This is a genomic window from Microbacterium sp. SLBN-146 (assembly GCF_006715145.1).
Classification (GTDB): domain Bacteria; phylum Actinomycetota; class Actinomycetes; order Actinomycetales; family Microbacteriaceae; genus Microbacterium.
The window spans coordinates 23,935-39,201 of record NZ_VFMR01000001.1; the positions used below are offsets into that span (position 1 = coordinate 23,935).

At 69.5% G+C, this 15,267-nt stretch carries 13 protein-coding genes; 5 read left to right on the forward strand and 8 right to left on the reverse strand.

Features of this window, described 5'->3' with window-relative positions:
• Positions 1-67: 67 nt before the first annotated feature.
• The 3 genes from FBY39_RS16770 to FBY39_RS00120 are packed head-to-tail and all read left to right on the forward strand — an operon-like array spanning position 68 to position 3,777.
• Positions 68-1,927 (forward strand): sigma-70 family RNA polymerase sigma factor, encoded by a 1,860-nt coding sequence (locus tag FBY39_RS16770; RefSeq protein WP_141929666.1) that lies wholly within the window; start codon positions 68-70, stop codon positions 1,925-1,927.
• 42 nt (positions 1,928-1,969) lie between these two features.
• A complete protein-coding gene (locus tag FBY39_RS00115) occupies positions 1,970-2,392 on the forward strand; it encodes a YrdB family protein (protein ID WP_141929667.1) in 423 nt (140 codons plus the stop codon).
• On the forward strand, positions 2,389-3,777 hold the full coding sequence (locus FBY39_RS00120) for an FAD-binding oxidoreductase (RefSeq protein ID WP_141929668.1): 1,389 nt from the start codon (positions 2,389-2,391) through the stop codon (positions 3,775-3,777). Before FBY39_RS00115 ends, FBY39_RS00120 begins: the two co-directional genes overlap by 4 nt.
• Before the next feature lie 18 nt (positions 3,778-3,795).
• On the opposite strand, the gene FBY39_RS00125 is transcribed toward FBY39_RS00120, so the two are convergent.
• The 7 genes from FBY39_RS00125 to FBY39_RS00155 all read right to left on the reverse strand — a co-directional run bounded on the left by FBY39_RS00125 (position 3,796) and on the right by FBY39_RS00155 (position 10,601).
• The gene (locus FBY39_RS00125; RefSeq protein ID WP_141929669.1) at positions 3,796-4,449 is read right to left on the reverse strand and encodes a hypothetical protein; all 654 of its coding nucleotides are present in this window, start codon (positions 4,447-4,449) and stop codon (positions 3,796-3,798) included.
• Between the two features lie 27 nt (positions 4,450-4,476).
• Entirely contained in the window at positions 4,477-5,256 is a 780-nt protein-coding gene (locus FBY39_RS00130) for a glucosamine-6-phosphate deaminase (RefSeq protein ID WP_141929670.1), read from the reverse strand.
• A complete protein-coding gene (locus FBY39_RS00135) occupies positions 5,249-6,172 on the reverse strand; it encodes an ROK family protein (protein WP_141929671.1) in 924 nt (307 codons plus the stop codon). Before FBY39_RS00135 ends, FBY39_RS00130 begins: the two co-directional genes overlap by 8 nt.
• A gap of 44 nt (positions 6,173-6,216) precedes the next feature.
• Positions 6,217-7,086, reverse strand: a complete 870-nt coding sequence (locus FBY39_RS00140; RefSeq protein WP_260837375.1) for a carbohydrate ABC transporter permease — start codon at positions 7,084-7,086, stop codon at positions 6,217-6,219.
• Positions 7,083-8,069: a carbohydrate ABC transporter permease gene (locus FBY39_RS00145; protein ID WP_141929672.1), complete on the reverse strand. Its 987-nt coding sequence runs from the start codon at positions 8,067-8,069 to the stop codon at positions 7,083-7,085. The genes FBY39_RS00140 and FBY39_RS00145 overlap by 4 nt, the downstream gene beginning before the upstream one ends.
• A gap of 80 nt (positions 8,070-8,149) precedes the next feature.
• Positions 8,150-9,394 carry an extracellular solute-binding protein gene (locus FBY39_RS00150; protein WP_260837376.1) on the reverse strand — a complete coding sequence of 415 codons (1,245 nt, stop codon included), beginning with the start codon at positions 9,392-9,394 and terminating at the stop codon, positions 8,150-8,152.
• Positions 9,395-9,455: 61 nt separating this feature from the next.
• Positions 9,456-10,601 (reverse strand): ROK family transcriptional regulator, encoded by a 1,146-nt coding sequence (locus FBY39_RS00155; RefSeq protein ID WP_141929673.1) that lies wholly within the window; start codon positions 10,599-10,601, stop codon positions 9,456-9,458.
• A 174-nt stretch (positions 10,602-10,775) separates the two neighbouring features.
• Between FBY39_RS00155 and FBY39_RS00160 the strand changes: the two genes are divergently transcribed.
• Complete coding sequence (locus FBY39_RS00160; RefSeq protein ID WP_141929674.1) at positions 10,776-12,257, forward strand: L,D-transpeptidase family protein; 1,482 nt, start codon at positions 10,776-10,778, stop codon at positions 12,255-12,257.
• A 71-nt stretch (positions 12,258-12,328) separates the two neighbouring features.
• Here FBY39_RS00160 and FBY39_RS00165 read toward each other — a convergent pair whose 3' ends face one another.
• Positions 12,329-14,551 (reverse strand): NADP-dependent isocitrate dehydrogenase, encoded by a 2,223-nt coding sequence (locus tag FBY39_RS00165; protein ID WP_141929675.1) that lies wholly within the window; start codon positions 14,549-14,551, stop codon positions 12,329-12,331.
• Between the two features lie 142 nt (positions 14,552-14,693).
• On the opposite strand from FBY39_RS00165, the gene FBY39_RS00170 reads away from it, so the two are divergent.
• On the forward strand, positions 14,694-15,146 hold the full coding sequence (locus FBY39_RS00170; RefSeq protein WP_141929676.1) for a GNAT family N-acetyltransferase: 453 nt from the start codon (positions 14,694-14,696) through the stop codon (positions 15,144-15,146).
• Positions 15,147-15,267 lie beyond the last annotated feature (121 nt).

Below are 15,267 nucleotides of genomic sequence, written 5' to 3' on the forward strand. Positions count from 1 at the left end.
CCCGAATCCGCGCGTCTCTTGTGGTGGACGAGCACGATGCTCCCGCCGCAGACACCTGGAGTTCCGCATGACCACGAACGACGAGCCCGACGGCGTCGCCGAGATCGGTGACGCCGATCTCGTGCTCCGCACGCGCTCGGGGGATCGGACGGCGTTCGGCGAACTGTGGCGACGCCACTACAGATCGGGCATCACGGTCGCACGCTCCATCTCGTCGTCGCTGGACGCCGACGATCTCGTACAAGAGGCCTACACGAAGATCTACCAGTCGATCCAGCGGGGGCGTGGCCCGACGGGCTCCTTCCGCGCCTACCTCTTCACGACGATCCGCCACACCGCCGCGGGGTGGGGACGAGATCGCAAAGAGACCGCGATGGATGTGCTCGACACCGTCGAGGACCCGTCCACGAGCGAAGAGGCCACCGCGGAAGCGCTCGATCGGAGCCTCACGCATCAGGCGTTCCGGAGCCTTCCGACGCGCTGGCAGGAGGTGCTCTGGTACTCCGAGATCGAGGGCATGAAGCCCGCGGAGATCGCCCCCCTTCTCGGCATGAAGGCCACCGCCGTCGCGCAGCTGGCGTTTCGCGCCCGCGAGGGCCTCCGTGAAGCGTGGATCCAAGCGCACCTCCGGTCGGTGGCCGAGGGCTCCGAGTGTCAGTGGACGATCGAACGGCTCGGCGCCTACGCACGGAACAACCTCGGTCGGCGCGACCTCGCGAAGGTGTCGGGTCACCTCGAGAACTGCACCCGCTGCGCGATCATGGCGAGCGAGGCCAACGAGGTCGGGAGCCGCCTGGCCCTCATCCTGCTTCCGCTCACGATCGGAAGCGTCGGAGGCGCGGCCTACCTCGCGTCGCTGCAGAGCGGCGGGACGCCTGCGCTCGCCCTGGCCGCGATGCCCTCGAGCGTCGTCGAGGGCGCGATCGTGGCGCCCGCGGCCGGAGTGCCGCTCGTCCCCCTCGACCCGTCGAGCGCGGGTTCCGCCGTCGGAAGCGCGGCGGGCGCCTCGTCGACGGCCGGTGGGGCCGCCGCAGGCACCTCGGCGGCAGGAGTGGCCGGCACGACCGCGGGAGCCGCCGGAGCCGGCGCGGGCGCGGTGATCGCCGCGGGCGGGATCCTCTCGAGCGTCGGCGCCGTCGTCGGACTCGCCGCGGCGGGCATCGTCGTGGCGGGATCGGTCGTCGCGGCGGCCGTCGTTCTCCCGAACATGACAGCACCGCCGGTCTCGGCCGAGCGATCCGGAGTCGTCGAGACGATCACCGACGATCCGGATGCCGCACCCCTCCCCCGCCCGTCGAGCACGACCTCGACGAGCCCGGCCCCCGCGCCTACCGAGACCGATCGACCCGACCCCGTCTCGCCGACGCCGTGGGCGCTCCCCGTCCCGCCCGCCGCACCGGTGGAGCCCGACGTGATCGAGCCGGGAAGCGCCGAACCCGACACGGATCCCTCGGCACCGGCGCCGAGTGCCACCCCCGCGCCGAGCGTCACACCCGAGCCGAGCGCGTCTCCGACCCCGACGTCGACACCCGAGCCCAGCCCGACTCCCACGCCGACCCCCACACCAACACCCACGCCGACCCCCACACCAACACCCACGCCGACCCCCACACCCGGAGCGGAACTCCCCGACGGAACGCCGACGGTCGCCGGTGCGTCGCTCGCGCTCTCGGACGATGGCGGGATCGTCCTCGTCGTGCGCGCGACGGGCGCCCCGTCCTCGACGATGAGCGTGCAGTTCTTCACCGAAGCGGCGCGCACCGTCGAGTTCGACGCCAACGGAGAGGCCACCATCGAACTCGGCCTGCGTCTGGAGTACGTGCTCTTCGATCCGCAGCTCACGCTCCGTTACATCGCGGGCGACACGCTCGGCCCGGCGTCGACGACGGGATTCCGCGACCTGCTGCTAGGCGTCATCCCCTTCTGATCGCCGCGAGAGAGCCCGTACCCCGCGCGTAGACTTGAGGCCGTGCCAGAGACCCCCAACGTGCCGCCTCAGAAGCCCGCGGAGCCCGTGCCCGCACAGCCCGTCGATGCACAGCCCGGCGCAGCACAGCGTGGTCCGCTCTCGGCAATCGACGTCCTCGCTTTCATCAGCGAGCTCTTCGCCTTCGCGACTCTCGCCGTCTGGGGCTTCGTGGCGTGGCCATTCCCGTGGAACATCGTCGCCGGCATCGGCGCTCCGGTCGTCGCCATCCTCGTCTGGGCACTGTTCGTCTCCCCCCGCGCCGTCTTCGCGGTGCACCCCTTCGTGCGCGCGGTCGTGGAACTCCTCGTCTACGCGTCCGCCACGATCGCATTGTGGAGCATGGGGCTCACGTGGGTCGGTCTCGTCTACGGCGTCCTCGCGGTGACGATCGGGGTCATTGCGGGTCGCCGACGGTTCGCATGAGCACCGTCGACGTCGTCGAGCGTCTCCGGGCGTCGCTCGGCGACAGGGTCGACACGACCCATGAGTCCCTGCAGTCCGCCCGCGCGGACAAGTCGGGGCATGCGGCATCCGGTGTTCCCCTCGCCGTCGTCCACGCGGCATCCGTCGACGACGTGCAGACGACGCTCCGCATCGCGAACGAGACCGCGACGCCCGTCGTGACGAGAGGTGCGGGGACAGGCCTCGCGGGCGGGGCGAACACGGGCGCCGGCGAGATCTCGCTGTCGATGCGCCGCATGGATCGCATCCTGGAAGTACGCCCCGATGACCTGCTGGCCGTCGTCGAGCCCGGCATCCTCAACGCCGACCTCAACGCCGCGCTGGCACCCCACGGCGTCTGGTGGGCTCCCGATCCCGCCAGCCGCGCGATCTCGACGGTCGGCGGCAACATCGCCACCGGCGCCGGCGGACTGCTCTGCGCCAAGTACGGTGTCGTCCGCGACGCGGTCCTCGCGCTCGATGTCGTGCTGGCCGACGGGCGGCTCCTGCACCTCGGGCACCGCACGGTGAAGGGCGTCACGGGGCTCGACCTGACGTCGCTCTTCATCGGGTCGGAAGGGATCCTCGGCGTTGTCGTCGGCGCGACCCTCAAGCTCCGCCGGCTCGTGCCGGGTGAGCTGTGCACGATCGCGGCGACGTTCACCGATGTCCGCGCGGCCGCGGCCGCATCGGCTGCCGTCACCGCCGCGGGGATCCAGCCCGCGATCATGGAGCTCATGGATGCCGCGTCGCTCGCGGCCGTCCACGCGCATCTCGGAATCGACACGCCCCCCGCGGGCGCCGCGCAGCTGACGATCCAGACCGACGGACCCGCCGCCGTCGCGGAGGCCGACGCCATCGCGGAGGTCCTGACCGTTGCGGGAGGCACGGTCGCCGTCACGCAGGACCGCGCCGAGGGCGAGCGCCTTCTCATGATCCGCCGCTCCATGCACCCCGCGATGGAGAAGCTCGGCACGTCGCTCATCGAGGACGTCTCGGTACCGCGGAGCGCTCTGCCGGCGATGTTCGACGAGATCGCGCGCGTCGAGCGTGAGCACGGCGTCGTCATTCCCACGATCGCGCACGCGGGCGACGGCAATCTGCATCCCAACTTCCTCTTCGACTCCGCGCCCGACGAGCACGGGATCATCGACGTGCCCGACGAGATCTGGGTGGCAGCGGACGACATGTTCCGCGCGGCCCTCCGACTCGGCGGCACCTTGACGGGCGAGCACGGCATCGGAGTTCTCAAGCGTCGTTGGCTCGCCGACGAACTCGGCGACGATCAGTGGGAGCTGCAGCGGCAGATCGCGCGAGTGTTCGATCCGCGCGGCATCCTCAATCCGGGCAAGGTCTTCGCGCCCTGAGTCAGCCGCCCCGTCGATTCACGCGGGCGGCGGGTACACCTGCACGTCGGCCTCCGGCGGTCCGCCGGCGCGCGGCGCCTGCACGATCGCGAGGATGCCGATGACGGCGACGCCGATCGTCACGACGGCCTGCGAGAGGACGTAGGGGACGAGAAGTTCGTCGCCGCGCATCCCCGGCGTGACAGCGAGAATCTGAGCCACGACGTTGACGCCCACCGCAACGGCCACGGCGATGAGCGGCACCCATCGGACCGACCTCGGTACGGCTGCCGCACGCCCGACCTGGACGAGCCCGATCACGAGCGCGACGACCGGAAGGAGGAGCGAGACATACGAGAGGGCGAGCAGACCGGGATCGGGTGACCCGTCCTGCGGGTAGACCACCAGTCGGCCCACGATGCCCAGCACGAGCGGCGCGACGCCCGCGACGATGAGGGCCGTGACGCCGAGCGGGCGCCGGTCGACGACGCTGCCCGCGCGACGCCACCCCAGCGCGAACAGGACGAGCGCCGCACACCACAGGATGTCCGCGACCACCCCCGACAGGAAGAGCGGAAACGGCGGGTTGGATGCCACGACGCGAAGGAGCGCGACGGCGACGAGGAGCGAACCGCCGACCTGCCAGGCGATGCGCGCGTCTGCGCGGCGGGGGGCGGCTGCGGCATCCGTCATCTCACCAGCCTATGTATCAGGTGAGGGTCAGATCCCCTGCCACTCGGGTTTGGTGGCGTAGGCGTACCGGTAGTAGTCGGCGCGTTCGAGGGCCGACGCGGCGGCCTCGTCCACGATGACCGTGGCGTGCGGATGCAGTTGGATGGCCGACCCCGGCACCGAAGCCGAGAGCGGCCCTTCGACGGCGCCCGCGACGGCCGCCGCCTTGCCTTCTCCGAACGCGAGCAGCACGAGATGCCGTGCCCGCAGGATCGTCCCGAGCCCCTGCGTGATGCAGTGGCGGGGAACGTCGTCGATCGCGTCGAAGAAGCGTGCGTTGTCGCGCCGCGTCTGCTCCGTGAGCGTCTTGACGCGCGTGAGCGAGGCGAACGACGAGCCGGGCTCGTTGAATCCGATGTGCCCGTCGGTGCCGATTCCGAGGATCTGCAGCGCGACACCGCCCGACTCCTCGAGGGCCCGCTCGTAGTCATCGCCCGCGTGCGTGATGCCCGCGAGCGACCCATCGGGAACGCGGACGCGGGACGGGTCGAACCCCAGTGGCTCGACGACCTCTCGCGTGATGACCGACCGGTACGATTCCGGATGCCGCGGGTCGAGGCCCACGTACTCGTCGAGGGCGAAACCGCGGACCCGCGAGACGTCGACACCCGCGAGTCGCGTTCGCAGCGCCTCGTAGACCGGCAGCGGAGTCGAGCCGGTCGCGAGGCCCAGGACGACGTCGGGATCGGCGCGGATGAGCCGCACGATCTCGTCGGCGACGAGCGCACCCCCCTCGCCCTCTTCTCGCACGATGACGACTTCAGCCATGCGCGACCACCTCCGTGCCGGCCGTGTCTCCGATGAGGGCAGCGCCGACGGCGGCGGCGGGCGACCCGGACGGGAGCAGCTCGATGCGCTCCTCGAGACGGAGCGAGCGCAGGAAGGGGGATGCCGCGGCGCTCGCGGCGAGCTCGGCCGAGACGTCCGCGAGAAGAGGCGCACCCAGCCCCGTGAGCCCTCCCCCGATCACGACCACGTCGACGTCGACCGTCAGGACGAGCACCCGGACCGCGGCGGCGACGGCGCGGGCGAGGCCCGCGCGCAGATCCCGCGCGCGGGCGTCCCCGGCATCCGCGGCCGAGAAGACGTCGCTGACGGGATGGACGCCGGGGCTCCCCCAGCGCTGCGCGAGGGACCCGCCTCCCGCGAGCGCTTCGATGCAGCCGCGCTGTCCGCACGGGCAGAGCGGGCCGTTCGGGTCGATCGAGATGTGCCCGATCTCACCGGCCGTGCCGCGCACGCCGCGGATCAGGGCGCCGTTGTGCACGATGCCGGCCGCGACACCCGTCCCGAGATTGAGGTAGGCCATCGATCCCGACCCGCCGTGGAGCGCGGAGGCACCGAGAGCTGCCGCCTTGACGTCGTTCTCGACGCGGATCGGCGCCCCCAGCGACGCGCCGACGGCGTCGTACAGGTCGAGCTCGGCGACACCCAGGTTGACAGCGTGGACGACGCGGGCCGTCCCCGGCTCGACTTGACCGGGGATGCCGATGCCGATCGAGGCGACCTCGTCGGCGGGGATCCCGGCATCCTCACGAAGAAGCGCGACGGCCTCGACGATCGTCCGGATGACGGCCGATGCCCCCCACCCGGTCGGCACGCGTACGCGTCCGGCGAGCGCTCCGCTCGGGTCGAGGGCGACGGCATCCGTCTTCGTGCCGCCGACGTCGAGCCCGATCCTCATCGGCCGTCCTCCCCCGGGGAAGTCGGCTGTCGTTCCCGCGCGCATCAGCCCTTGACCGCCCCGGAAACCAGGCCGCCGGTCATCCGGCCCTGAATGATGAGGAAGAAGACGACGACGGGGATGGCCACGAGGGTCGAGCCTGCCATGAGCTCGGCCCAGTTGATGCCGCCGTTGGGATCGAGGAACGTGCGCAGCCACACGGGCAGCGTCATCGCCTCGGGCCGCGCGTTGAGCACGAGGGCGAAGAGGAACTCGTTCCACGCCTGGATGAAGCCGAAGATGCCCGTCGCGACGAGACCCGGCGCGAGCAGGGGGAACGTGATCCGCCAGAACGCCTGCGAGCGGCTGAGTCCGTCGATCATCGCGGCCTCCTCGAGCTCGATGGGCACCCCGTTGACGAATCCGCGGAGCGTCCAGATCGTGAACGGCAGGACGGCCGCGATGTACACCGCCGACAGACCGAGGACGGTGTTGAGCAGCTGCCATCCGTCGATGAGGCGGAAGGTCGAGATGATCATCGCCTCGGCGGGGATCATCTGGATGAGGAGGATCGCGATGATGAAGCCCGCGCGGCTGCGGAAGCGGAAGCGCGTGACGGCGAGCGCCGCGAAGAAGGCGAAGACGAGCGACACGACGACCGTGATGAGCGTCACGATGAGCGAGTTTCCGAGCGCGGGGAGGAACGGCACGCGGCCCGAGTCGAAGATGACGTTGATGTAGTTGTCGAGCGTGCCGTTGTCGGGCCAGAAATGCAGATCGCTCCCGCGCACCTGGCCGTTCGGCTGGAAGGACGTGTTGACCATCCAGTAGACGGGGAAGACGGATGCCGCGAAGACGACCACCGCGGCGGCAGCCAGGATGATCGATACGGGACGCACGCGGCGCCGGCGCGGAGCGAGGGTCGCGGCGGTCACAGGGTCTCCTCCTTGATGCTCCCGCGGACGTAGAAGATCGACAGCGCGATGAGCAGCAGCACGACGATCACCGAGATCGCGCCGCCCGTCCCGAAGTCTCCCGATCCGAGCGAGACGCGGTAGATGTAGACGCCGAGGGTGTTCGTCTCCTCGGCGAGACCGCCGATCGACTGCAGGGCGTAGATCTGCGTGAAGACGCGGAGGTCCCAGATGACCTGGAGGATCGTCACGATGATGAGGATCGAGCGGATCGACGGGACGATGACGAGGAAGAAGCGCTTCGCCGCGCCTGCACCGTCGAGTTGGGCGGCTTCGAGGACCTCCTCCGACACCTGTGTGAGACCCGCGTAGACCGTGAAGGCGACGAAGGGCACCGCGCCCCACACGATGATGATCGTCGCGACGGCGAAGAAGCTGAGCGGATCGATGAGCCACGCGTGGCCGTCGAAGTCGAGTCCGAACCAGTTCGTCAGCACGTTGTTGAGGACGCCGTACTGCGTGTCGAAGATCCAGCCCCACACGATCGTCGCCGACAGGGGCGGCATCGCCCACGCCAGCAGGAGCCCGATCGAGACGAGCGTGCGCAGCGCCTTCCCGAGGCTGTTCATGAGAAGAGCGACGAGGATGCCGAGGACCATCGTCGTGACGACGCAGACGACCGCGAACACGACGGAGCGGGTCAGGACCTGCCAGAACTGCGGGTCCGTCAGGACGCTCGCATAGTTGTCGAAGCCGACGAACTCGGGCGGAGCGCCGAAGACCTGTGCCCGCCCGAACTCCTGGAACGACATGACGAGGAGTTGGACGAGCGGCCATCCCGTGATGACCGCGAGCACGATGAGCGCGGGCGCCAAGAGGGCGTAGGGCGTGAAGCCGCCGCGACGGAGGCGGCGCCTGCGGGATCGCGGCGCCGGGTCGGGCGGAGCGACGAGACGCTCGCCGTCGACGGCGCTGACGGCCGGTGCGCTGGGCGCGACGGACATGGGAGGCTCCTGCGGGTCTGGTCGGATCGGCCGGGGGGCGGGTCGCGCGCGGTCGGTGGATCCGCGCGCGACCCGGAGGGTCATCCGTTGAGGATGTCCTCGATCTTGACGTCGACCTCTTCTGCGAGGGAGGCGACGTCGCCTCCCTGCGCGATCTTGACGAAGAAGTCCTCGAGGATGCGCGCAGCCTCGACCTCGGCCCAGTTGGGGGATGCGGGCGTGAGCTTCGCATTCCCCGCGGCCTCCGTGAACGCCTGCGCCTCCGGACTGTCGCCGAGCGTCGACGCGAGCGACTTCTTGGCCGGGATGAGGCCGTTCTCTCCGTAGATGGTCTGGAAGTCGTCGCTCAGGATGATCTCCAGCGCGCTCTTGGCGAGGTCGGGGTTCGCGGACTTCGCCGAGATGCCGATGTTCGATCCGCCCGCGAAGACCTGTGCCGCGCCGCCGTCGACACCCGGGAGCGCGTAGACGAACGGGGCCGCCGGAGGATCCGCCGTCTCGCACGCGCTCGCGAGCCCGAGCGCCCAGTTCGGCGCCGAGAACTGGATCGACGTGCCCTCGCAGTACGGGGTCCACGGTTCGGCGTTGTCGCCGTCCTGGGGTGCGATCGAGGCGTTGACCATGAGGTCCTGGACCTGGAGCAGACCCTCGATCGACTCGGGCGAGCTCAGCTGCGCATCCCACTCCTCGCCGTCCGCGACGGCGATCTCTCCGCCGTTCTCCCAGATGAAGGGGAGCGCGTTGTACCAGTCCTGGCCTGCGAAGTAGATGCCCGACTTCTCGGGGTTGGCCGCGTGGAGCTCCTTCGCCGCCGTGATGTAGTCGTCGAGCGTCGCGGGCGCCTCGGTGACGAAGGCGGGGTCGGCGAAGACGACGCGCGCGCCGGAGTAGAGGGGCGGTGCGTAGAAGGCCCCGTCATAGGACCCTGCCTCGACGAAGCCGGGGAGCAGGTCGTCGCCGCCGAGGTCCTCGTAGATGTCACTGATGTCCAGCAGAGCGCCGACCGACGTGAACGCGGGTGCCTGCGTGTTGCCGAACTCGACGATGTCGGGGCTGTCCGAGGACGACAGGCTCGTCGTGAGCTTGTCGACGAGGCCCTCCCACGTCTGCTCCTCGATCACGAGGGTCGAACCGGGGTTCTCGTCCTCGAACGTGTCGACGAGATAGTCGCGCGCCTCCTGCGGAGTATCCGTGCCGACGAGCCACACGCGGATCTCCGCGCCGTCCGTATCGGGGGAGCCCGCGTCCGCGCCGCCGGCGCAGCCGGCGAGCACGAGAGCCGTGGCGCCGAGGAGCGCCGCGGCTCCGAGCGTCTTCTTCATCATGCTGTTCCTTCGTTCTCTGGTGTCGGAGGGATCGAGCGATTCCTCCGTGGGGGCGAGTCGCCTAGGAGACTCCGAGTTGTCCGGAGAGGACCATGACGGCAGCACCGCGCAGGACGATGTCCTGGCCTTGCGCCGTCATCCGCACGCGGACGCCGTCGTGGAACTCGGCGAGGGTTCGCGTGCGGAGTGTCTCGAGTGCCGCGTCCATGAGCGGGCCGTCGAGAAGCTCAGGGGGACCGGAGAGCACGATCTCGGAGAGATCCAGCGCGCCGACGATAGGGGCCAGCGCGATTCCGAGCCGCTCCCCCGCGTCCCGCAGGATGCGGTCGTGGTCGGCGGGGGATGCCGCGTCGAGCCGCTGCGCGAGCGACGGGACGGAGAGCCAGGCCTCGAGGCATCCGATCTTTCCGCACACGCACTCGGGCCCGCCGTCGGTGCCGACCGTCACGTGGCCGATCTCACCCGCGGCGAATCGCGCGCCGCGCATCGGCTGACCGCCGGCGAGCAGACCGGAGCCGACACCGCGACCGATCTTGACGAGGAGCACGTCGTCGCCCGCTCCCCCGAAGGTGTACTCGGCCAGAACGGCCGCGTTCGCGTCGTTGGCGACGAGCACGGGGAGACCGAGGGCGTTGCGCAGCACTCCCTCGAGGTCGAAGCCGACCCAGCCGAAGTTCGGGGCGGCGAGGATGACACCGCGGGGGTCGACGACGCCGGGGCTTCCGACGCCGATGCCGAGGACCGGCGCATCCGCCGCGTCGACGAGTCCGCGCGCCAGTTCCACGACCGCATCGAGCAGGTCGCCGGCGACGGGAAGCGGGATCTCGCGCCGCTCGATGATGCTGCCGTCGAGGCCGAGGACCGCACCGATGACGACCTCGCTCCCGGAGAGGTCGAGCCCGACGATGCGGTGGCCCGCGCGATCGAGGTCGACGAGGATCGCAGGCTTGCCGGGCCCCGACGACTCGCGCGTACCGGTCTCGACGATGAATCCGTCGGCGATGAGTTCGCCGACGAGATCCGAGATCGTGACGCGGGTGAGTCCCGTCTCGCGGGCGAGGTCCGCGCGACTCATGGCGGCCTGGTGGAAGAGGGTCTGGAGCACGAGCGAGCGATTGTGCGCCCTTGCGTGCTCGGGGAGGACCTTTCCGCCGGGGCGGAGGGCGCGTCCGGGAGCGAAAGCGCGGGCGCTGGTCGTTGCGGTCATGTTTGTTAGTAGACCTTACGAACTATCCGCTCGCAACCCCATCCCGCCATTTGCGCGGCGTCTTAACAAAACTGTTACACGTCCCCGAAGGGCCGTAATACGACTGTTGCCCGCGTGTCCGCCGTCGTCCATTACGATGAGTGAGAAGATTCCGGCTTTACCGGGGGGTGTTGCGTGACGGATCTGGCGATCAAGCCTGGCGCTGACGATGCGTCGACGGGAGCGACGTCCGTCGTGGACGCCTCCACCGACGCGCCCGCAACACCGGACGAGTCGACGACGACCGGACCTCTCGAGTGGGCTCCCGCCGAGCCGCAGCCGAAGAAGAAGCGTGTCGGCCTGTGGATCGGCCTCGGCGCCGGTGCCGCTCTCGCAGGCCTCGTGGCCGCATCGCTCGTGCTCATCGCCCCCGGCACATCCGTCGGCGGCGTATCCGTCGGATTCATGACTCCCGGCGCCGCAACCGACGCCCTCGCACAGCGCCTCGCCGAGACGACGGTCGTCCTCACGGGCGACGGCGCCGATGCCGAACTGACGGGCGCCGACCTCGGCGCGACGCTCGACGCTCGAGCCCTCGCCGACACGGCGTTCGCCGAGCGTCCCGGTTGGAACGTGACCCAGTGGTTCGGAGAATCCGTTCCCGCCGTGGTCACGATCGACGATGTCGCGGCGACCGAAGCACTGCGGGGCATCGCCCCCGAGCTCTACACCGACCCCGTCGATGCGACGCTCGCCTTCGACGCCGCCACCGCGACCTATGTCACGACGCCCTCCGTCGAAGGCACGGGGATCGACGTCAGCGCCGTGCGCGACGCCCTCCAGTCGGCGTTCATCGCCGGGGAGAGCCGCGTCGAGCTGGATGCCGTCGCAGCCCCCGTCGACGCGAGCACGCCGACCTACGTGGCGGAGTCCGCCGCGGCCAACCTGAACGGCATCCTTGATCACGCCGGGTTCTACGTCGGCGAGGAACGGACCGTCCCGATCGACCGTGCCGTCGTCGCCTCCTGGCTGACCGTCGAGCCGAGCGACCGCGGCACTTTCGAGATCACCGCTGACGAAGCCGCGATCCAGCAGGTGGTCGACACGCTTCCCGGCATCGTCGACCGCGCGCCCGTCAACAACACCGTCATCACCGACACCGCGGGAAAGGTCCTGCGCGAAGAGTCGGCAGGCGTCGTCGGCCGCGAGCTCGGCGACCCGTCGCAGATCGCCGGCGATTACGCCGCACAGCTTGCGACGGGCAACGGCGCCTTCACGCTTCCCGTCACCGAAGTGCCATTCACGACGACGACGCTCGCCCGCAACGTCGTGGTCGACCTGAGCGAACAGCGCGTCTACCTCTACGAGAACGGCAACATCGTCAACTCGTACCTCGCGTCGACCGGTAAGTCGGGATCTCCGACCTTCACCGGATCGTTCCGCGTGAACTGGAAGACGCCCATGCAAGACCTCGGATGCTTCGAAGGAGCGCCGTACTGCACCGAGAACGTGCCGTACCTCGCCTACTTCAACGGCGACCAGGCCCTGCACGGCGCCTACTGGCACAACAACTTCGGCAACGTCATGAGCCACGGTTGCGTCAACCTGCCCGTGGCCACCGCGAAGTCCGTCTACGAATGGGTCGCCGTCGGCACCGAGGTCCGCGTCCAGTCCTGAGTACGCTGCCGACACTCAGCACACACGAAGAAGCCCCGGCTCGGTGAGCCGGGGCTTCTTCGTGCGCGTGGTCAGACCCGAAGCGCGTCGATCACGTCGTTGAGCGTCTTCGAGGGCCGCATGACAGCCTCGACGAGAGCCGGATCGGGGCGGTAGTAGCCGCCGATCTCGGCCGGACGCCCCTGTACCGCGACGAGCTCGTCGATGATCTGCTGCTCGTGCTCGGCAAGCGTCGCCGCTACGGGCGCGAAGAGAGCGGCGAGCTCGGGGTCGGACTTCTGCGCCGCGAGCTCCTGAGCCCAGTACAGCGCGAGGTAGAAGTGGCTGCCCCGGTTGTCGATCGTGCCGAGGGCGCGACCGGGCGACTTGTCGTGCTCGAGGAACGTGCCCGTCGCGGCATCCAGCGTGTCGGCGAGCACCTGGGCGCGCGCGTTGCCGGTCGTCGTGGAGAGGTGCTCGAGCGACGCGGCGATCGCGAAGAACTCGCCGAGGGAGTCCCACCGCAGGTAGTTCTCCTCGACGAGCTGCTGAACGTGCTTGGGTGCCGATCCGCCGGCGCCCGTCTCGAAGAGTCCGCCACCCGCGAGGAGCGGAACGATCGAGAGCATCTTGGCGCTCGTACCGACCTCGAGGATCGGGAAGAGGTCGGTGAGGTAGTCGCGCAGCACGTTCCCCGTCACCGAGATCGTGTCCAGGCCGTGGCGCATGCGCGCGAGGGTGTAGCGCGTGGCCTCCTCGGGCGCGAGGATCGTGATCTGGATGCCGCGGGTGTCGAGGAGCGCGAGGGCCTGGTGGACCTTCGCGATGAGCTGCGCGTCGTGCGAACGGTTGAGGTCGAGCCAGAAGACGGCGGGAGCCCCTGTCGCGCGAGCGCGGCCGACCGCCAGGCGCACCCAGTCGACGACGGCGATGTGCTTCGTCTGCGTCGCGCGCCAGATGTCGCCCGTGCCGACGGAGTGCTCGATGAGCACCTCGCCGTCGCCGTCGAGGATCTGGACGACGCCGGGCGACGCGATCTCGAAGGTCTTGTCGTGGCTGCCGTACTCTTCCGCCGCCTGCGCCATGAGGCCGACATTGGGGACGGTTCCGATCGTGGCGGGGTCGAGGGGACCGTTCGCGATGACATCGTCGATGACGGCCTGGTAGACACCGGCGTAGGACGAGTCGGGGATGACGGCGAGCGTGTCGTCCTCTCCCCCGTCGACGCCCCACATCTTGCCGCCATTGCGCACGAGCGCCGGCATCGAGGCATCCACGATGACATCTGACGGGACGTGCAGGTTCGTGATGCCCTTGTCGGAGTTGACGTACGCGAGGCGAGGGCCGCGCGCGAGATCGGCCGCGACCGCCGCGGCGATCTCGTGCCCCTCCTCGACGCCGTCGAGTCCGGCGAGGATCGAGCCGAGACCGTTGTTCGGAGTGAGTCCCGCGGCGGCGAGCTTGTCGCCGTAACGCTCGAAGACATCCGCGAAGTACGCCTTGACGACGTGTCCGAAGATGATCGGGTCGCTGACCTTCATCATCGTGGCCTTGAGGTGCACCGAGTAGAGGACGTCGTCGGCTTCGGCCTCGCGGAGCGTCTCGGCAAGAAAGGCGTCGAGCGCTGCCGCCGAGAGGAACGTCGCGTCGATGATCTCGCGCGGCAGCACCTTGAGGTTGTCCTTGAGCACCGTCACGGTGCCGTCGGCGCCCACGTGACGGATGGTGAGGACGTCGTCGTGCGCCGCGACCCACGACTTCTCGTTGGACTTGAAGTCGTCATGGCCCATCGTCCCGACCCGGGTCTTGGACCCCTCGGCGAACGGCTTGTTGCGGTGCGGGTGCTTGCGCGCGTAGTTCTTGACGGCCAGCGGCGCGCGACGGTCGCTGTTGCCCTCGCGCAGGACGGGGTTCACCGCAGAGCCCTTGATCCGGTCGTAGCGAGCCCGGATGTCCTTGGCCTCGAGGGTCGTCGCGTCGTCGGGGTAGTCGGGGACGTCGTATCCCTGCGCCTGCAACTCGGCGATCGCGGCCTTGAGCTGCGGGATCGACGCGGAGATGTTGGGGAGCTTGATGATGTTGGCCTCGGGAAGCGTCGCAAGGCCGCCGAGCTCGGCGAGCGCATCGCCCACCTGCTGCTCGGGCGTGAGGTTCTGGGGGAACGCGGCGAGGATCCGGCCCGCGAGCGAGATGTCCCGTGTCTCGACATCGACTCCTGCTTGACGGGTCACAGCCTGCACGATCGGGAGGAACGATGCGGTCGCGAGAGCCGGGGCCTCGTCGGTGTAGGTGTAGATGATGGTCGAGTCTGTCACCGGTGTCGTCTCCGTTCGGGTCGTCCTGCCAGCCTATCGCACCGGGCCAAAGTATCTCGACGTCGAGATACTTTGGCCGACGCTGCCCCCAGTGCCGCGACCGATCATGTCACCTGACCGCGATTGCCGTTAGCCTTGCTCTATGACGGAACTGCGACTGGTCGAACTGTCCGCTGCGACGATCGTCGCGGTCAACAACATGTCGCTCAAACCCGGCCAGGAGCAGTTCCTCGCTCCCGTCAGCTACGGGATCGCCGCAACCGTCGTCAACCCGCAGACCTCGTGGCAGCGGGTCGTCCTCGACGGCGACGAGGTCGTCGGATTCGTCAGCGCGAACTTCGACCCCGAGACTCCCGTCGAGCACTTCCAGTCGGTGCTCTGGCGCATCAACGTCGACGCCGACGATCAGGGCCGCGGCGTGGGCCGGTTCGCCGTGCAGATGCTCCTCGATGAGGCCCGTCGACGCGGCATGGACCGTGTCGATGTCATCTACGAAGCCGGCGAGGAAGGTCCGCAGGCATTCTTCGAGCGCGTCGGCTTCACACCCGTGGGCGAGACCGAGTACGGTGAGGTCATCGCCGAGATCCGGATCTGACCGATCCCGGCGATCCATCCCCCACCTCGGCCGTCACGGTCGTCTCCAGCCGCGGCGGGGCCTCGGATTCCCCTCCCCCACCGAGGCCTCGTCGCCTGGCATCCGCGCGGCACCCGGCATC

What these genes read in the sequence shown, in the direction of transcription:
- FBY39_RS16770 (WP_141929666.1), top strand. Translation starts at nt 68, where the DNA reads ATGACCACGAACGACGAGCCCGACGGCGTCGCCGAGATCGGTGACGCC.
- FBY39_RS00120 (WP_141929668.1), top strand. Translation starts at nt 2,389, where the DNA reads ATGAGCACCGTCGACGTCGTCGAGCGTCTCCGGGCGTCGCTCGGCGAC.
- FBY39_RS00125 (WP_141929669.1), bottom strand. Translation starts at nt 4,449, where the DNA reads ATGACGGATGCCGCAGCCGCCCCCCGCCGCGCAGACGCGCGCATCGCC.
- FBY39_RS00130 (WP_141929670.1), bottom strand. Translation starts at nt 5,256, where the DNA reads ATGGCTGAAGTCGTCATCGTGCGAGAAGAGGGCGAGGGGGGTGCGCTC.
- FBY39_RS00135 (WP_141929671.1), bottom strand. Translation starts at nt 6,172, where the DNA reads ATGAGGATCGGGCTCGACGTCGGCGGCACGAAGACGGATGCCGTCGCC.
- FBY39_RS00145 (WP_141929672.1), bottom strand. Translation starts at nt 8,069, where the DNA reads ATGTCCGTCGCGCCCAGCGCACCGGCCGTCAGCGCCGTCGACGGCGAG.
- FBY39_RS00150 (WP_260837376.1), bottom strand. Translation starts at nt 9,394, where the DNA reads ATGATGAAGAAGACGCTCGGAGCCGCGGCGCTCCTCGGCGCCACGGCT.
- FBY39_RS00155 (WP_141929673.1), bottom strand. Translation starts at nt 10,601, where the DNA reads ATGACCGCAACGACCAGCGCCCGCGCTTTCGCTCCCGGACGCGCCCTC.
- FBY39_RS00170 (WP_141929676.1), top strand. Translation starts at nt 14,694, where the DNA reads ATGACGGAACTGCGACTGGTCGAACTGTCCGCTGCGACGATCGTCGCG.